The organism is Rouxiella silvae, assembly GCF_002093625.1.
GTDB lineage: Bacteria > Pseudomonadota > Gammaproteobacteria > Enterobacterales > Enterobacteriaceae > Rouxiella > Rouxiella silvae.
Genome location: NZ_MRWD01000037.1, coordinates 39,023 through 55,553, shown reverse-complemented (window position 1 = coordinate 55,553; position 16,531 = coordinate 39,023). Strand labels below are relative to the sequence as shown.

At 50.9% G+C, this 16,531-nt stretch carries 16 protein-coding genes, 1 pseudogene and 1 other annotated feature; of the genes and pseudogenes, 7 read left to right on the top strand and 10 right to left on the bottom strand.

Features of this window, described 5'->3' with window-relative positions:
* The first annotated feature begins 142 nt into the window (after window positions 1-142).
* The gene (locus tag BS639_RS15545; RefSeq protein WP_084983556.1) at window positions 143-1,180 is read left to right on the top strand and encodes a YrzE family protein; all 1,038 of its coding nucleotides are present in this window, start codon (window positions 143-145) and stop codon (window positions 1,178-1,180) included.
* 93 nt (window positions 1,181-1,273) lie between these two features.
* Here BS639_RS15545 and yciA read toward each other — a convergent pair whose 3' ends face one another.
* The 3 genes from yciA to BS639_RS15530 all read right to left on the bottom strand — a co-directional run bounded on the left by yciA (window position 1,274) and on the right by BS639_RS15530 (window position 3,298).
* A complete protein-coding gene (gene yciA / locus BS639_RS15540; RefSeq protein ID WP_055770452.1) occupies window positions 1,274-1,714 on the bottom strand; it encodes an acyl-CoA thioester hydrolase YciA in 441 nt (146 codons plus the stop codon).
* A 162-nt stretch (window positions 1,715-1,876) separates the two neighbouring features.
* Complete coding sequence (locus BS639_RS15535; RefSeq protein WP_055770455.1) at window positions 1,877-2,425, bottom strand: septation protein A; 549 nt, start codon at window positions 2,423-2,425, stop codon at window positions 1,877-1,879.
* 120 nt (window positions 2,426-2,545) lie between these two features.
* Complete coding sequence (locus BS639_RS15530; protein WP_055770457.1) at window positions 2,546-3,298, bottom strand: YciC family protein; 753 nt, start codon at window positions 3,296-3,298, stop codon at window positions 2,546-2,548.
* A 288-nt stretch (window positions 3,299-3,586) separates the two neighbouring features.
* Here BS639_RS15530 and BS639_RS15525 point away from each other — a divergent pair, with 288 nt between their 5' ends.
* Complete coding sequence (locus BS639_RS15525; protein WP_228779620.1) at window positions 3,587-4,639, top strand: glycosyltransferase family 9 protein; 1,053 nt, start codon at window positions 3,587-3,589, stop codon at window positions 4,637-4,639.
* Between the two features lie 63 nt (window positions 4,640-4,702).
* On the opposite strand, the gene BS639_RS15520 is transcribed toward BS639_RS15525, so the two are convergent.
* The gene (locus BS639_RS15520) at window positions 4,703-5,068 is read right to left on the bottom strand and encodes a YkgJ family cysteine cluster protein (protein WP_055770460.1); all 366 of its coding nucleotides are present in this window, start codon (window positions 5,066-5,068) and stop codon (window positions 4,703-4,705) included.
* A gap of 282 nt (window positions 5,069-5,350) precedes the next feature.
* Between BS639_RS15520 and ompW the strand changes: the two genes are divergently transcribed.
* Window positions 5,351-5,986 carry an outer membrane protein OmpW gene (ompW, locus tag BS639_RS15515; RefSeq protein ID WP_055770463.1) on the top strand — a complete coding sequence of 212 codons (636 nt, stop codon included), beginning with the start codon at window positions 5,351-5,353 and terminating at the stop codon, window positions 5,984-5,986.
* A 94-nt stretch (window positions 5,987-6,080) separates the two neighbouring features.
* On the opposite strand, the gene BS639_RS15510 is transcribed toward ompW, so the two are convergent.
* The 6 genes and pseudogenes from BS639_RS15510 to BS639_RS15480 all read right to left on the bottom strand — a co-directional run bounded on the left by BS639_RS15510 (window position 6,081) and on the right by BS639_RS15480 (window position 13,198).
* Window positions 6,081-6,395, bottom strand: coding sequence for a BON domain-containing protein (locus BS639_RS15510; RefSeq protein WP_055770465.1), 315 nt, complete (start codon window positions 6,393-6,395; stop codon window positions 6,081-6,083).
* Between the two features lie 247 nt (window positions 6,396-6,642).
* Window positions 6,643-7,449, bottom strand: a complete 807-nt coding sequence (trpA, locus tag BS639_RS15505) for a tryptophan synthase subunit alpha (RefSeq protein ID WP_084983555.1) — start codon at window positions 7,447-7,449, stop codon at window positions 6,643-6,645.
* Window positions 7,449-8,639: a tryptophan synthase subunit beta gene (gene trpB, locus BS639_RS15500; protein ID WP_055770478.1), complete on the bottom strand. Its 1,191-nt coding sequence runs from the start codon at window positions 8,637-8,639 to the stop codon at window positions 7,449-7,451. The genes trpA and trpB overlap by 1 nt, the downstream gene beginning before the upstream one ends.
* A gap of 23 nt (window positions 8,640-8,662) precedes the next feature.
* Window positions 8,663-10,027 carry a bifunctional indole-3-glycerol-phosphate synthase TrpC/phosphoribosylanthranilate isomerase TrpF gene (gene trpCF / locus BS639_RS15495; RefSeq protein ID WP_084983554.1) on the bottom strand — a complete coding sequence of 455 codons (1,365 nt, stop codon included), beginning with the start codon at window positions 10,025-10,027 and terminating at the stop codon, window positions 8,663-8,665.
* 3 nt (window positions 10,028-10,030) lie between these two features.
* Window positions 10,031-11,634, bottom strand: a pseudogene (trpD, locus tag BS639_RS25125) (bifunctional anthranilate synthase glutamate amidotransferase component TrpG/anthranilate phosphoribosyltransferase TrpD).
* A 1-nt stretch (window position 11,635) separates the two neighbouring features.
* The gene (locus BS639_RS15480) at window positions 11,636-13,198 is read right to left on the bottom strand and encodes an anthranilate synthase component 1 (RefSeq protein WP_084983552.1); all 1,563 of its coding nucleotides are present in this window, start codon (window positions 13,196-13,198) and stop codon (window positions 11,636-11,638) included.
* On the opposite strand from BS639_RS15480, the gene BS639_RS15475 reads away from it, so the two are divergent.
* The 4 genes from BS639_RS15475 (at window position 13,197) to BS639_RS15460 (ending at window position 16,531) form a co-directional block, all read left to right on the top strand.
* Window positions 13,197-13,403, top strand: a complete 207-nt coding sequence (locus tag BS639_RS15475) for a hypothetical protein (RefSeq protein ID WP_055770495.1) — start codon at window positions 13,197-13,199, stop codon at window positions 13,401-13,403. The two genes, BS639_RS15480 and BS639_RS15475, sit on opposite strands and share 2 nt — an antisense overlap.
* Window positions 13,220-13,321: a sequence feature (Trp leader region), on the bottom strand. Its footprint overlaps the gene before it by 102 nt.
* A 156-nt stretch (window positions 13,404-13,559) precedes the next feature.
* On the top strand, window positions 13,560-14,429 hold the full coding sequence (gene rnm, locus BS639_RS15470; protein ID WP_084983551.1) for an RNase RNM: 870 nt from the start codon (window positions 13,560-13,562) through the stop codon (window positions 14,427-14,429).
* Between the two features lie 44 nt (window positions 14,430-14,473).
* On the top strand, window positions 14,474-15,094 hold the full coding sequence (locus BS639_RS15465) for an L-threonylcarbamoyladenylate synthase (protein ID WP_055770501.1): 621 nt from the start codon (window positions 14,474-14,476) through the stop codon (window positions 15,092-15,094).
* A 342-nt stretch (window positions 15,095-15,436) separates the two neighbouring features.
* Window positions 15,437-16,531: an ABC transporter ATP-binding protein gene (locus tag BS639_RS15460; RefSeq protein ID WP_084983550.1), complete on the top strand. Its 1,095-nt coding sequence runs from the start codon at window positions 15,437-15,439 to the stop codon at window positions 16,529-16,531.

Genomic DNA, 16,531 nt, shown 5'->3' with positions numbered 1-16,531 from the left:
AAGTAAGCATAAATTATTGACGATCACGCTCTATGTACTATCAATGCATATCCATTGCCGATTTTAAATGATCTAGTCTGGTCATCAATGGGGTGTATCGAGAACTGTTGCTTTAGGTCATTAATTTATAGAGGAAATAATTATGACGCATCATGAACCCACCCTTTATCCATCTCCTGATGGAGTTTCTGCGGACGCATACCGTACCCATTTGCTGAAGCGAATTTCATGGGGGCCCGTATTTGCAGGTGTTATTTTAGCCATAGTGACTTACATGCTGCTGTCCATGCTCGGGACGGCAATCGGCGCATCGACCGTCGATCCCCTACAGGAAAGTAATCCACTGAATGGGCTGGGCACAGGCGCATTAATCTGGATGCTGGCTAACGTGCTTATCTCCTATGCGGTTGGCGGCTATGTTGCAGGCCGTCTGGCAAGCAGAGAAGGGGCATTTCACGGCGTGCTCTCTTGGGGCGTAGTGACGCTTATTTCCGCCTATATCGTTGCCATGCTGTTTAGCAGCGCCATCGGCGGCGCGATGAACGTGGCGGGTGAAGGCCTTAAAGCCGTTGGCAGCGGCATTGCCAGCGCCGTGCCGCAGGCCGGTGGAATGGTAAAAAATCAGCTACAGCAGGCCAATATTAATCTCGACGATTTGCAAAATGAGTTAACCACCACGCTGCGCCAAACCGGAAAACCTGAACTACAGCCTGAAAACCTGCAACGACAGGCTCAGGGCGAGGCTAACAAGGCAGAGGCGGCCGCCCAGTCAGGCAGTTCGCAGGCGCCTGATCAAGACCTCAAGCAGTGGCTCAGTGGTGTTATTGAGCGTGGCGACAGCACTTTGCAGGCGGCTGACCGTGACGCGCTGAAAAATATTATCAAAGCACGCACTGGCAAAACCGACCAGGAGGCTGACCAAATCGTGGACAAAGCCCAGCAGGCTTATGCTCAGGCTTATCAGAAATTTCAGCAGTTGAAGGCCGATGCAGAGCAGAAAGCGCGGGAAGTTGCAGACAAAGCGGCGGCTCAGCTATCTAAGGCCAGCTGGTTTGCCTTTGTTCTACTGGTGATTGGTGGTGTAGTGGCTGGATTTGCAGGTGAGTTGGGACTGCGTACTCAAACTCATCGCGTGATCTATACCGATAGCACGGTGGCCGATAGAAATCTAAAACGCTAAGTTTTTAGCATTAATGAAGCTAACTGATGGGATTATTTGCGGTCGAGTCATCGACCGCAAATAATAGAGAAAGCGGGCAGGAAAATGAGTTATTTAGTCGTCAATTGAGCCGGCTGAATCAACGCTGAAATTGCTGCGACCGTCAGGCAATTTACGTGATTTACCTTCTTCATCCACGGCTACGTAGGTAAACACCGCTTCGGTAGCAATATAGCGCTGACCGATCGGCTCAGAAGAGACTTTTTTAACCCACACCTCAACGTTAATAGTAATTGAGCTGTTGCCGGTTTTAATACAGCGCGCGTAGCAACAAACGACGTCACCCACCGCTACGGGTTTCAGAAATGTCATGCCGTCAACGCGAACCGTGACTACGCGACCCTTGGCTATTTCCTTAGCCTGGATTGCGCCGCCCATGTCCATTTGAGACATTAACCAACCGCCGAAAATATCGCCATTTGCATTGGTGTCTGCAGGCATTGCCAATGTACGTAACACCATTTCGCCATTGGGTAACTTATGTTTATCGTTCATATCGATGGGCTTCACATTGAAAATTTAGAATGCATCCCCTCTAACTTTTGAATCTGCCTATACTGCGGTTTCGCTCTATCTCCCCAGTCGCCTACCTGAGTAAACCCTCGAGAATGTATTAGCTTGCCGCACTATTGCAGGTCGAAAACTGTTGGGGAACGACTATTTTTTTTCTTCTTTTTCTTCTTCAGGCATGTGTCTGAAGATATAAATGCCGCTTAACAGCGTGAATACCAGAGTCAGAACGGTGAGACCAAATACTTTGAAGTTAACCCACACGTTTTCAGGCAACCAGAAGGCCACATAAATATTGGCCAGACCACAGAGCAGGAAAAAGATTGCCCATGCGATATTCAGTTTGCCCCAGACTGCATCGGGTAACGTCAGCTCTTTCCCCAGCATCCGCTGAATTAGCGGTTTCTTCAAAATCAGTTGACTGACCAGCAGTGCGCCAGAGAACAGCACATAAATAACAGTGACCTTCCACTTGATGAACAGGTCATCGTGGAACACCAGCGTCAAAGTGCCAAACACAGCCACCATAACAAAGGTAATCAAGGTCATCTTTTCAACCTTGCGGTACTTGATCCAGGTAAAAATCAGTGCCAGCGCTGTGGCGGCAATGAGCGCGCCGGATGCAACATAAATGTCGTAAAGCTTATAAAAAACAAAAAAAACAACCAGGGGAAGAAAATCAAGGAGCTGCTTCATACTTCATTCCATATTATAGGTAAGAGCTGACTATACCGTATCCTTTATGTGCCTTCAAAATGCAGGCTATAAATAAAAGGGGCGTCAGTGCGCCCCCGTTTACTTATCTTAAATCGATTCTTAGCTGCGCAATTTACTGTAAAGGCGGAACAGATAAATCAGCAGGTAGGCTGAAATCAAATTGCTCACTGCGCTTAACACCACCGTGGCCACTTCAGGACCGAGAAACTTCAGGTGGCTTACCGCCAGCAGAACCAGCATTTTGGCCGCCAGCCACAGCATGATTGCAGGAATAATCACACGACTGTTAGCAAAGGCCAATTTGGCACTCACTTTAATCGACTTGAAGATGCCAATTTTTTCAGTCGATACAATAATCGGCGCGAGAGAAACGGCAACGGCGATGATCAGGCCTGGAACAATAAACAGGGTCAAACCCAGCTGCACAACAATGGTACACAGCAGCATCAAAACCAGCAGACGCGGCAGAATAGGTGCCGCAGAGCCAATCGAACGCAGGGCACTTGTCCGCCCGCCCGCCGAGACTTGCTGAATCAGGGTTAGCATTCCACCCACTAGCAGCACGTTTCCTACCAGCGCAGAGAACGTCGCCGCCGCTGAAACCTTGAGCAGCACCATTTGTTGATCAGGCGTCATCGACTGGATGATTTCCTGAATACTCATGCCCGCCGTATCGGAAAGAGCGTCGCTGCCGCTGGTGAGCAGGCTAAGCTGATCGCCGCCCGGTGTGAAAGCGTGGTTCAAAATGACGGTAATAAATGCGGTCAACAGGGCCAAAAGCAAAATGCTGCCGAGTTGGTTACGCATAAAATTGAAACTGTCACGGTACAACGTACTGGCCGTGATAGGCATGAATGCTCCTTGGGGTATCTAAAATGTTTCCGAACCGGGATTGTACCCTGTAATCACCGCGCTGGCACCCCGGCAATCGTTGCAAACTCTGTACTTACGAACTATTACGCTTGCTCGAATTTCACACAGCAGGGTAATGGCCCGCTTTAGGTTTAATAACCCGATTTATAAAGAATAAATATACGGACAATGACATTGAAAAAAAATTCAATTGCAAGATAAATAAATGAAAAATCGCTCTTTTTGCGTAAAGAGGCTTGCTTGTTTATTTTTTTAAATTAGGATGCAATGAGTTTACTTACCTTAGCTGCGCATATGAAAATTCTTTTGATTAGACGTGACAATATTGGTGATTTGATTTTAACAACTCCCCTTATTGCAACGCTTGCAGGGCAACAAACCGTCAAGCTTGATTTGCTGGTTAATACCTATAATAAAGACGTATTAGAAGGGAACCCGCATATTGGCAAAGTTCACCTTTATTGCAAATCTCACCACCGTAAGCCTGGGCAAACCTTGCTTGGCGTCTATTTCCAACGGCTGAAAACGATTCTTGCTATTCGTTTTGCCGGTTACGACGTGGCGATCGTGGGCAGCACCGACAAGCGTCCGCTTCAGTGGGCGAAAATGTCCGGTGCAAAACGTATTATTGCGATGGGTGCTAACGGACCGGATTGCGTCACTGACAAGATTGTCAGTGTTAAAGGTCGGCACATCGTCGAGGAGCTGAATGCACTGGCAAGTCCTTTGGGCATTAGCGAAGCGCCGGGGCCACTCGAGCTGTACGTTTCCAAACGTGAAATTAATGACATGGCGGAAAAATTCCGTATCAGTCGCGATAAACCGGTTTATGGCGTGCAAATTAGCTCTCGCAAGCCGCAGCAGCGCTGGCAGGTTGAGAAATTCATTGAATTTATCACGCGACTGTCGGCGCATGAGGATTGCCAGATAGTGCTGTTCTGGTCTCCTGGGGCTGACGATAACCCCGAACATCCTGGCGATGACAAGAAAGCTCAGCAAATCGTTGACGCCTGTCGAGACACTAATTTGATTGCCTTGCCGACCTTTAGTATTCGCGAGCTTATGGCAGCGATGTCGCTGTGCGATCAGATTATTACCAGTGATGGCGGTGCCTTACACATCGCTGCGGGCGTGCAAAAGCCGGTGGTTGCCCTGTTTGGCAATAGCGATGCTGATTATTGGGGGCCGTGGAAAGTGCCTAACGCAGTACTTAAAGGTCCATCTGACGATGTTGGACTGCTGGAAGTCGACGAAGTCTATAACCAGTTTATTGGTCTGCGCATCAAAGTTATGACCACAGATCAGGACCTCTGTGCTTAATCCTCATTAAATAAACGCCGGAGCATTCCGGCGTTTTACTGTCTAAATTTATCCTCTTACTCCCTAAATGACACATGTCGCCAACGAGATCGCTTCTACTAAAGGAGGCAGTCCATATCGCGCGCGTGCACGGTCGCAGGCCTCATTCGTCACACCGTTTAATCCTGACTGGTCAAACTCGTGGCAAGGCGTTGGACGGTTCAGATAGATGGAGCATGAAACCGATTGACCAATTTCACCCTCAAGCGCCACACATCGCGGCGAACGGGCATTGGTGCCTTGCATACAGCTTAAGAAGGGAGTGATCTGCTCTGTCAATGCCTGCGGGACGACGCCGCCAGCCTCTTCAGATTCAGCCCAATAAAATGAAACGCGGAAATAGGCGCAACAGGCGCCGCAGGATACGCACGGATTATTAATATCGCTCATTTTGGACGCTACCGAGAACGGAAACATAAAACCAAAAACAAACAGTGAGTGAGCAACTTACGCACTCGCCATATTTTCCGCAACAGGTATTTTGTGGATATGTATTGCTGCGAAAAAAACCATTAATTGATCTAGATCAATCCCTTTGTTATTAATGGGTTATAATTAATTTAACAAAGTGCAATTACATCAATTTTCATATAAAAACCTGACCTCGCTACGGTAAATCTTTTGCGGAGTGTGGCTAAATACCCGCAAATAACCACAACGAGGGAATGGATAATGAAAGCAGCACATTGGGCACTGCTCGCAGCAGCCGTTTTGCCAACGGTAGCCAGTGCCAATCAGGCCGGGGATGTCATCGTTCGCGTAGGGAGTGCAACGGTAAGACCTTCGGCGAATTCACCAAGTGTTTTAGGCTCGCTAGGTTCATTTAACGCCAGCAACAATACGCAGGTCGGTCTGACGCTGGGCTACATGTGGACCGATAACATTGGCACAGAATTGCTGGCCGCTACGCCGTTTAGGCATAAAATCGGTCTCAATGGCATCGGTGATATCGCCACGGTAAGGCAACTGCCGCCGTCGTTGATGGCGCAGTATTACTTTGGCAGTAAAGAAGACAAACTGCGGCCGTATCTTGGTCTCGGTGTTAACTACACCACTTTCTACCATGCACGTTTCAATCAAACGGGTTCAGACGCCGGTTTAACTGACCTGAGCATGAAGCATTCTTGGGGATGGGCAACGCAGGCGGGTGTTGACTACAACATCAATAAAAATTGGCTGCTAAATGCGTCGGTGTGGTGGATGGATATTGATACCACTGCCAGGTTCAAAGCCGGTGGCGAGCAGCAGTCGGTCAGCACCCAGTTAAATCCTTGGGTCTTTATGTTTGCCGTGGGCTATAAGTTCTAATAACCGCAGTGAACTGAGCCTAAAGAAAAGGCGTCATCGCGACGCCTTTCAAAATACTGATCAATTGACTGCCTTAACGTGCAGGATCAGATCATTACTTAATCTGTGTGTCGTTTTCTACGGAACGTACGCCAGCTACGCCTTTAGTGACGGTAACGGCCCTGCTTGCTTCTGACGCAGAAGTAACAAACCCGCTTAGCTGCACGCGGCCTTTAAAGGTCTCGACGCTGATTTCACGCGACTTGATTGTTTTATCCGCCAGCAGGGCAGACTTAACTTTAGTCGTCACTACGGTGTCATCAAGATAGCCACCCGTTCCTTCCTGCTTTGCCGTTGGCGCACAGGCCGCGAGAGCTGTTACCACCACTGCCGCCATGCAAATAGCTGAAAGACTTTTTAATAGCTTCATATTTTACTCTCCATGCAATTTGTTATCAGAAACTAATGAGTTCACCTAAGTAACTTATCCGGTAAATAATTAATCTGGCATAGACAAGTGCCTGATTAAAAATAATAAACAATCAGCAAATTAAGTGTGGTTCAAAAGTGCGGGATCGCCAATTTCGAAAGGTAAAAAAGTTAAAAATTTTTGTTAAAAAAAAGGCCCCGGTCACAGGATGACAGGGGCCGTGAGGCGGTATGTAACTCTGGATCCGTTAGCTGCGGGTTGCGGCCTTCATGTCAGTGACAAATCGTGACAGCTGAGCCAGCATTTCTGCAGGATTATCTCGATTATTTTCAATAATACGTACGATCGCCGAGCCTGAAATTGCGCCCGCTGCGCCTGCGGCCAATGACTCTTTAACCTGTGAAGGCTCAGAAATGCCAAAGCCTTGCAGTGGCGGTGCAGCATTATATTCACGCAGCTTATCAACTAGGTGATTAAGCGGCGTAACCGCGCGTTTTTCCGTGCCGGTTACGCCAGCGCGGGAAAGCAGATAGGTATAACCTCTGCCGTGCGAAGCAATTTCGCGCAGAAGGTCGTCGCTGGCGTTTGGCGGACAAATAAAGATTGGCGCCACTCCGTGACGCAACGCTGCGGATCTGTACGGTGCAGACTCTTCAAGCGGTACGTCTGCTATCAGAACCGAGTCAACGCCCACTTCGGCACAGCGTGCATAAAACGCGTCAATGCCGTTGTGGAACACCAGGTTAGCGTACATCAGCAAACCAATAGGAATGGTGGGATGCTTTTGACGGATTTTCTCCAGCATGCCAAAACAAATTGTTGGCGTTACACCGGAGGCAAAGGCGCGCAGGTTGGCATTTTGAATCGTTGGGCCGTCGGCCAGCGGGTCCGAGAACGGAATACCCAGCTCAAGGGCGTCGGCACCGGCTTCGATCAGTGTGTCGATAATCGCCAATGAGTGCTCAGGATTCGGATCACCCAGCGTCACAAAGGGAACGAATGCGCCTTCTTTTTGGCTCTCTAAACGCTTGAAAAGCTGTTGATAGCGTTCCATTAGATTTCTCCCCGGGCAGTCAGAATATCATGAACGGTAAATATGTCTTTATCGCCGCGGCCAGAGAGGTTTACGACCAAAATCTGTTCTTTTTGCGGTTCTTCTTTAATCATTTTAAGGGCATAAGCCAGCGCATGAGAAGACTCCAGCGCAGGAATGATACCTTCGCTGCGAGACAGTTCTTTGAATGCTTCCAGCGCCTCGTCATCGGTGATAGATACGTATTCAGCGCGGCCGATACTGTTCAAAAATGCGTGCTGTGGGCCGACGGAAGGGAAGTCTAAACCGGCAGAAATCGAGTAGGACTCTTCGATTTGACCTTCTGACGTCTGCATCATCGGGGCTTTCATACCAAAATAGATCCCCACCGGTGCGTGTTTGAGTGGCGCGCCGTGCTGTCCGGTTTCGATACCCAAACCGGCTGGCTCAACGCCAATCAGTTTTACAGTCTCGTCGTCGATAAAGTCGGCAAACATGCCAATTGCGTTGGAACCGCCGCCCACGCAGGCGATAACGGCGTCTGGCAGACAACCTTCGCGCTCCTGCATTTGTGCTTTAGTTTCTTCACCAATCATCCGTTGGAACTCGCGCACGATAGTCGGATAAGGGTGCGGGCCTGCGGCGGTGCCAAGCATATAGTGTGCTTTTTCATAGCTGCCAGACCAGTCGCGCAGCGCTTCATTACAAGCATCTTTCAGCGTCGCTGAGCCGCTGTGCACCGGAATAACTTCTGCACCCATCAAACGCATGCGGAATACGTTAGGCGACTGACGTTCAACGTCTTTAGCACCCATATAAATACGGCACTTCAAACCGAGCAGGGCACAGGCAAGCGCCGATGCTACGCCGTGTTGACCGGCACCGGTTTCGGCGATAATTTCGGTTTTACCCATACGTTTTGCCAGCAGAGCCTGACCTAACACCTGGTTGGTTTTGTGCGCGCCGCCGTGCAGCAGGTCTTCACGCTTAAGATAAAGTTTAGTCTTAGTGCCTGCCGTCAAGTTCTTGCAAAGTGTTAAGGCAGTAGGGCGACCGGCATAGTTTTTAAGCAGATCGATAAACTCAGCCTGAAACTCTGGGTCGCTCTGGGCTGTCACAAAGGCCTCTTCAAGCTGCACCAGCGCTGGCATCAAAATTTGTGGCACATACATGCCGCCAAATTCACCGAAGTAGGGATTAAGTAACGTCATATTATTTCTTCCTATACACTAATTTAGTAAGCGCGCAGCGTCTGGAATAGGGCGGTAATCTTGTCCGCATCTTTAATGCCAGGCTCGCGTTCTACGCCAGAATTGAAATCCAGTCCGGCACAGCCCAACTGAGCGGCTTCTACGCAGTTATCTGCGCCCAGCCCACCGGCCAGCAGCACGTTATCGAGTTTTTCGCCGGCCAGCTTGCTCCAGTCAAACCGTTGACCCGTGCCACCTTTGCCGTTGTCGAGTACATAACGCTGCACGTGCTTTAGGTCGCGGGCAGGAATCGACTCTTTGACGCTCAGCGCTTTCCAGATTTGGCAACTCTGCGGCAGAATTTCGCGCAGGTAATTAATATAACTTTGGTCTTCTTCACCGTGTAACTGCACGGCAAACAGGTTTAACGCTTTAGCCTTGTCGGCAACGGCAGTAACCTCTGCGTCACGGAATACGCCGACATATTTCAGCGGTGCGCCGCTTTGCACTTGTCTCGCCTGAGTGCTGTCGATAAAGCGCGGAGAACCTTCAACAAAAATCAGTCCCCCGTAAATTGCACCGGCCTTATAGGCGACGTTGGCGTCCTGCGGGCGTGTCAGTCCGCAAATTTTGTTTTCACCTAACAGCACGCGTCGAACGGCGCTGGTGAGGTCGCTTTCAGACATCAGGGCGCTGCCAATCAGGAATCCATTGGCAAAACGGCTCAGTTCACGAATTTGTGCGTAGTCATTGATGCCCGACTCACTAATCACCGTTACGCCGTGCGGAACACGCGGAGCAAGCTCGCGAGTGCGCTGTAAGTCAATAGACAGGTCACGCAGATCGCGGTTGTTAATGCCCACCACTTTGGCTTTAAGCTGCACCGCGCGGTCGAGTTCTTCTTCATTGCTGGCCTCGGTCAATACGCCCATATTCAGGCTGTGTGCCACGGCGGCAAGCTGAACGTACTGTTCGTCATCGAGTACTGACAGCATCAGCAAAATGGCATCGGCCTGATAAAAACGGGCCAAATAAATCTGGTAAGGATCAATGATAAAATCTTTGCACAGCACTGGCTGAGTCACTGCGGCGCTTACCAAAGGCAGAAAATCAAAGCTGCCCTGAAAATACTTTTCGTCGGTCAGTACTGAAATAGCCGATGCGAAGTCTTTATACACACCCGCGATTTCTACTGGATCAAAGTTTTCACGAATAACGCCTTTGGACGGAGAGGCCTTTTTGCACTCAAGAATAAAGACGGTTCTGGCACCCTGCAGCGCGTGATAAAAGCCGCGCTGGCTTGGTTTGATTTCATTTTGAAAACTGGCCAGCGGTTGCTGTTCTTTACGTGCCGCAACCCAAACTTCTTTGTCGCGAACAATTTTGTGGAGCACGGTTTCCTGCTGCATCACTTATCCTCTTGCTGCCAATGCAGTAACGCGTCGGAAAGGTTCTCCGCTGCGCATTACTGCCAAAGCTTTCTGTGCGTTTAATTTTAAATCTTCATGACCAAAAAGTCGTAACAGCATTGCCACGTTGGCGGCAACGGCGGCTTCGTGGGCCGGGTCGCCATTACCTTGTAACAAGCGTGCAAGAATGTCACGGTTTTCTTCGGGCTCTCCGCCCAACAGTGCAGAGATTGGATAGTTGTCTAATCCGAAGTCCTGCGGGGTCAATTCGTAGGTGACAATCTCACCATTTTTAAGCTCGGCTACCTGGGTTGGCGCGTGGATGGCGACCTCGTCCATGCCGCCGCCGTGAACCACCGCCGCACGCTCGTAGCCGAGGGTGCGCAGCGTTTCTGCGATAGGTCGCACCAGTTCCGGGCTGTAAACACCAATCAGCGCCAGCGGTGGACGTGCTGGGTTAATCAGCGGGCCTAAAACGTTAAACAGCGTCCGAGTTTTCAGCGCTTTACGCACCGGCATCGCATGGCGAAAACCGGTGTGATACTGCGGCGCGAACAGAAAGCAAAGGCCTAGGTCATCCAAGGCCGCGCGTGATTCTGCTGCCGGCATGTCGAGACGGATGCCAAAAGCGGCGAGCAAGTCTGACGAACCTGAACGGCTTGATACGCTGCGATTGCCGTGTTTGGCCACCGGCGCACCGCAGCAGGCCGCCACAAAAGCGCTGGCAGTGGAGATATTAATGCTGTTGGTACCGTCGCCGCCGGTCCCCACGATATCGGCAAACTTATAGTCTGGACGCGGGAAAGGCTCTGCGTCGGCCAGCAACGCTTTGGCAGCACCGGCAATTTCTGCCGGTTGTTCGCCACGCACTTTCATACTGATTAGCGCTGCGGCCAACTGAGCGGGGTCAAGTTCACCCCTGACGATAGCACTGAACAGGGTCTGGCTCTCTTGCTGAGTCATCGGCTGTGCCTGGTAAAGGTTTTCCAGAATACCTGCGATATTTTGCGTTTCCATGACTGTTCTCCTTACGCCAAAGCCCAGGCCAATGTCTGTTCCAACAGACGGGCACCCTGAGAGGTTAGAATTGATTCTGGGTGGAACTGGAATCCGCATACGCGGTCAGCGTCGTGACGAACCGCCATCACCATCTCGCCAAACTGGGCGTTTACGGTCAATCCTTCAGGAATTTGGCTGCCGACCAGCGAGTGATAACGCGCCACCGGCAGCGGGTTGTTCATTCCGGCGAACATGCCCTGCTCGTCGTGAGTAATAGAAGAGGCTTTACCGTGCAGAATTTCACCCGCCTGACCGACGTGTCCGCCGTAGGTTTCAACGATGGCCTGATGGCCAAGGCAGATACCGATAATCGGCAGTTGCCCACGCAGGCGGCGCAGCAACTCCGGCATGCATCCTGCTTCGGAAGGTGTACCCGGGCCCGGCGAAAGCAGTAACACCGGCTTTTCCATCTGGCTCAGTTTCTCAACGATGATATCGGCCGGGATCTGGTTACGATAAATCACCACGTGGTGGCCGCTTGAGCGCAGTTGATCGACCAGGTTGTAGGTAAATGAGTCTACGTTGTCGATAAGTAAAATGTCGGCCATCTTAAAACACCTCTTTAACATGATGGGCTGTGGCGATGGCGCGCAGCACGGCACGGGCTTTATTACGGGTTTCGTCTGCTTCGGCCTGCGGTACAGAATCCAGTACCACGCCTCCGCCTGCCTGCACGGTAGCAATACCGTCTTCAACGTAGGCAGAGCGAATAACGATGCAGGTGTCCAAGTCGCCGTGGGCGGTTAAATAGCCGACTGCACCGCCGTAGCTGCCGCGGCGAGAGCCTTCAGATTCTGCAATCAGCTGCATGGCGCGCACTTTTGGCGCGCCGGTCAGCGTTCCCATGTTCATTACCGCCTGATAGGCATGCAGCACGTCGAGGTCGGCACGCAGAGTGCCCACTACGCGAGAAACCAGATGCATCACCACGGAATAGCGGTCAACCTTAGTCAGGTCGGCGACGTAACGACTGCCGGGTTCGCAGATGCGCGCTAAGTCATTTCGCGCCAAGTCAACCAGCATTAAATGTTCGGCCAGTTCTTTGTGGTCGGTGCGCATTTCGAGTTCGATGCGGCTGTCGAGGTCGGCATCCAGAGAACCATCTGCGCGGCGTCCGCGAGGGCGAGTCCCTGCGATAGGGTAGATTTCAATCTGACGGCTGGTGGCTTCATACTTCAGCGCGCTCTCAGGCGAGGCGCCAAACAGAGTGAAATCGTTATCCTGCATGAAGAACATATAAGGACTTGGGTTGCTATTCTTCAGTGTTTCATAGGCCGCCAGCGGAGCAGGGCAAGGCAAGGAGAAGCGGCGTGAAGGCACGACCTGGAAGATTTCTCCTGCGCGAATCGCCACTTTCATCTGCTCAACGACGCCGCCAAATACCTCATCACTCTGATTGCAGCTTAGCTGCATGTTTTGAACAGTTTGCTGAGGGATGTCGTGTGGAGGCTGCTGTAACTGGTGCTGCAACTGCTCGAGGCGCTCAACCAGACGCTGTTTTTCATCCTGATTAGGCGTAAACAGGCTGGCCTGTAGACGGCTGGTGCGTTTCTGATGGTCGAGCACCAGCAGCGTTTCTGCCAGATAAAAGCAGAAGTCTGGGCAACGCTGATCGGCGCGCAGCTGAGGCAAATCTTCAAAGCCTGCAACCAAATCGTAGGCAAACAGGCCGCCGAGGAACATAGCTTCGCGTTCTTCTACAGGTGACTCAACCAGATTCAGCACATTGCGCAGCGCGTCGAATACGGACTTGGAACGCAGGCGCGCGTCTTCATCCTGTAGGGTATCGATAACCGGGAAGGTCAGTTCACGGCCATTGGGACGTGCGGTGTTAATGACGTCTTTCGGCAGTGAAGCATCCAGCAGCGGCAGCAGAGAGGCACCGTTGACGGTCAGCGCCTGAATGTTTACCACGCGACCCATAGCCGTGATGCGCAGGGCACTGTCAACAATCAGCAGACTCTTAAGGCTTTGTTTAGTATTGATTTCTGCACTTTCTAGCAGCAACGTAGCGGGGCGTGCACCACACAGTTGGTGGAAAATTGCTGTCGGATCACCACGGTGACTTCCTTGTGATGTCAACAGTTCCAGTTTATATCGTTGATTACTCATGATTATTCCTAAAATTTATCCACAAAAAAGCCCGCATTATGCGGGCTTCGGGTATCTGCAGCGTCTGACGACAGCTATGCGCAATTACACCGCCCGCGAAGGGGAGGCGCGCCACCAGCTGTTTGAAGAAGTCATGTTGTTTTTCATCATCAGTCGCTCTTGTAAGTTGTGCTTGCCTGAATTCGGTTGTCACAGTCTCCTGTGAACTTGCGTACTAGTTAACTAGTTCATGGGTCTAAAGTCAACCTTCTTTTTCAGTATTCTCTCGATTTAGACCTTAATGCCAGATTGCGGTAACCCCAATGTGGCTTACGGGTTATGATAGTGGCAGTTTTCTATAATAGGTTTATCCGCAATTACTATGACTTCCAGTTTATCCGACAATCCTGCATTCACGCTTTATGACTTGCACAGTCACACTACGGCATCTGACGGTTACCTGACTCCCGAGGAGCTGGTGGCGCGGGCGGTAGAAATGCGCGTCGGCGTTTTAGCGATTACCGACCACGACAACACCGACGGTTTGGCGCGAGCAGCGGCGGCAATCGCAGAGCAGACACTGCCTCTACAGCTGATTAACGGCGTTGAAATCTCGACTCTATGGGAGAACCACGAGATCCATATTGTTGGCCTGCGCATTGACCCGGAACATCCCGCGATGGTTACGCTGCTTGAAAAACAGGCACAGCTGCGCGTTGAGCGGGCGCAGGAAATTGGCCGTCGATTGGCAAAAGCGCGCATTGAAGGTGCATGGGAAGGGGCGCTGCGACATGCCAACGGCGGTGCGGTGACGCGTGCGCACTTTGCCCGTTATTTGGTCGAAATAGGCGCGGCCGACAACATCGCCAAAGTATTCAAAAAGTATCTCGCAAAGGGCAATACCGGCTACGTTCCGCCTCAGTGGTGTACAATAGAAGAAGCGATTGATGTGATTCATCAATCTGGCGGCCAGGCCGTCGTCGCACATCCGGGGCGATATGAGCTGTCAACCAAGTGGCTCAAGCGCCTGTTGGCCTATTTCGCTGCACAGGGTGGCGATGCGATGGAAGTTGCGCAATGTCAGCAGGCGCCGCACGAGCGCACGCAGCATGCGGCATTTGCCCGAGATTATAATTTACTGGCGTCGCAGGGTTCAGATTTTCATCAACCCTGCTCGTGGATAGAACTGGGCCGCAAGCTGTGGCTGCCGGCTGGTGTAGAGCCGGTGTGGCGCGATTGGCCGACCAGCTGAAGGGTTCTATTACACTCGCCAACAAGGAGTAAAGAGGATTTATTATGAGTCAGTACTTTTATATCCATCCAGAAAATCCGCAGCCACGCCTGATTAATCAGGCTGTTGACATGCTGCGCAAAGGGTCGGTGATTGTGTACCCGACCGATTCCGGTTACGCCTTGGGTTGCCGTCTTGAAGATAAAGCGTCTATGGAGCGTATCTGCCGCATTCGCCAGCTCGACGGCAACCACAACTTTACCTTGGTGTGCCGCGATCTGTCTGAGTTGTCGACCTATGCCTATGTTGATAATACGGCGTTTCGCTCAATCAAAAACAACACGCCGGGGAATTACACTTTTATTCTCAAAGCGACTAAAGAAGTGCCGCGTCGCTTGATGAGTGAAAAACGGAAAACGATTGGCCTGCGGGTGCCGTCAAATCCGATAGCCCTGGCGCTGCTCGACGTACTGGGTGAGCCGTTGATGTCGACCACCCTGATGCTGCCTGGCAATGACTTCGCCGAGTCAGATCCGGAAGAGATTAAAGATTCAATCGGTAAACTGGTTGATTTGATTATCGACGGCGGTTCGCTGGGCCAGCAGCCTACGACGGTGATTGATCTCACCGATTCCGTACCCGAAGTGGTGCGTGAAGGCGCAGGCGACCCGGCGCCGTTTCTCTAGCCTCATTCCCACGTATAAGTGTTCTGGCGGGCAGTCATTGAATGTGACTGCCCGTTTTATTTACTGTGTTTTAAACATCATGTTTTTTCTGTGTGCAGTTAATTCCGAGCACTGAACTGGTGCGTGCTGCGTATTAATAGTGCAAAAATATCCCTCCACGGTTTTCTCTTCATACCCCATTTCGAAGCATTACACCCAGTGATTCCGCCTACATTCTCACCTTCAATGAAATTGGCATCTTGTTTGCATTGGTTGTACATACAAGTTAGTACATGTTAGGTCTGCATGATGATGCGATGCAGATGCTCTGTTAAAACACTCCGTAATGTGGTTGGAAACTTCATGATTTCATTTGAGAACATAAGCAAATTTTACCCAGACGGGACGGTGGCGGTAGACCGGTTGTCGTTCAGCGCCCCGACGGCAAAAATCACCATGCTGGTAGGGCCTTCGGGGTGCGGCAAAACGACCTCACTTCGGATGATCAACCGGTTAATAGAGCCTTCTTCTGGATCTATTTTGCTTAACGGGCAATCCACGGCAGGGATGGACCTGGTTAAACTTCGGCGCAAGATTGGTTATGTCATTCAGAATGCCGGTCTGTTTCCCCACAAAACGGTTCAAGACAACATCGCCGTCACTGCGCTGCTCAATGGGGCAACGCGGCAGGCGGCGCGTAAAAAGTCCCTGGAGCTTTTAGAGCTGGTGGGACTTTCAACCGCAATGGCAGAACGCTATCCGTGGCAGTTATCCGGTGGTCAGCAGCAAAGGGTAGGCGTTGCACGCGCACTGGCTTCAGATCCTGAGTTTATGCTGATGGACGAGCCTTTTAGCGCCGTCGACCCGGTGGTGCGTGAGCAGTTACAGGACGAGTTTTTACGTTTGCAGCGTGAAATCGGTAAAACAATCATCATGGTGACTCATGATATTGATGAAGCGATGAAATTAGGCGATCAGGTCGCGGTGTTTCGACCGGGAGGTCGTCTGGCACAGATTGCCGCGCCGGTTAAGCTGTTAAACGAGCCTGAAGATACCTTTATTGCAGACTTTATCGGCCGCGATCGCGGCTACCGTAAACTGTCTTTTGACGCTATTCCTGAAAATATCCGGCTCAATAAAGAGAAGATGATTACGACAGGATTTTCGGTCAGCGATGCGAAAGCAATCGCGGGTCATGAACAGTGGGTTTTAGTGGTCGAGAATAATATTCCACTCGGCTGGTTCGACGTTAACAGCAATAAACTGACCGTTGAAGCCGAGGACATAAATCTTGGCAGCACCTTTGCCCCTAAAAATGGCACTTTGCGGCAATTAATGGATTCAATACTCAGCTCCCCCTGCCAGCGCGGAATTGTCGTTGACGAAAATCAGCGATTTATCGGTACTGCTAATATCGAACAGGCATTTTCGCTTACTCACACGTCCAATATGAGGTAA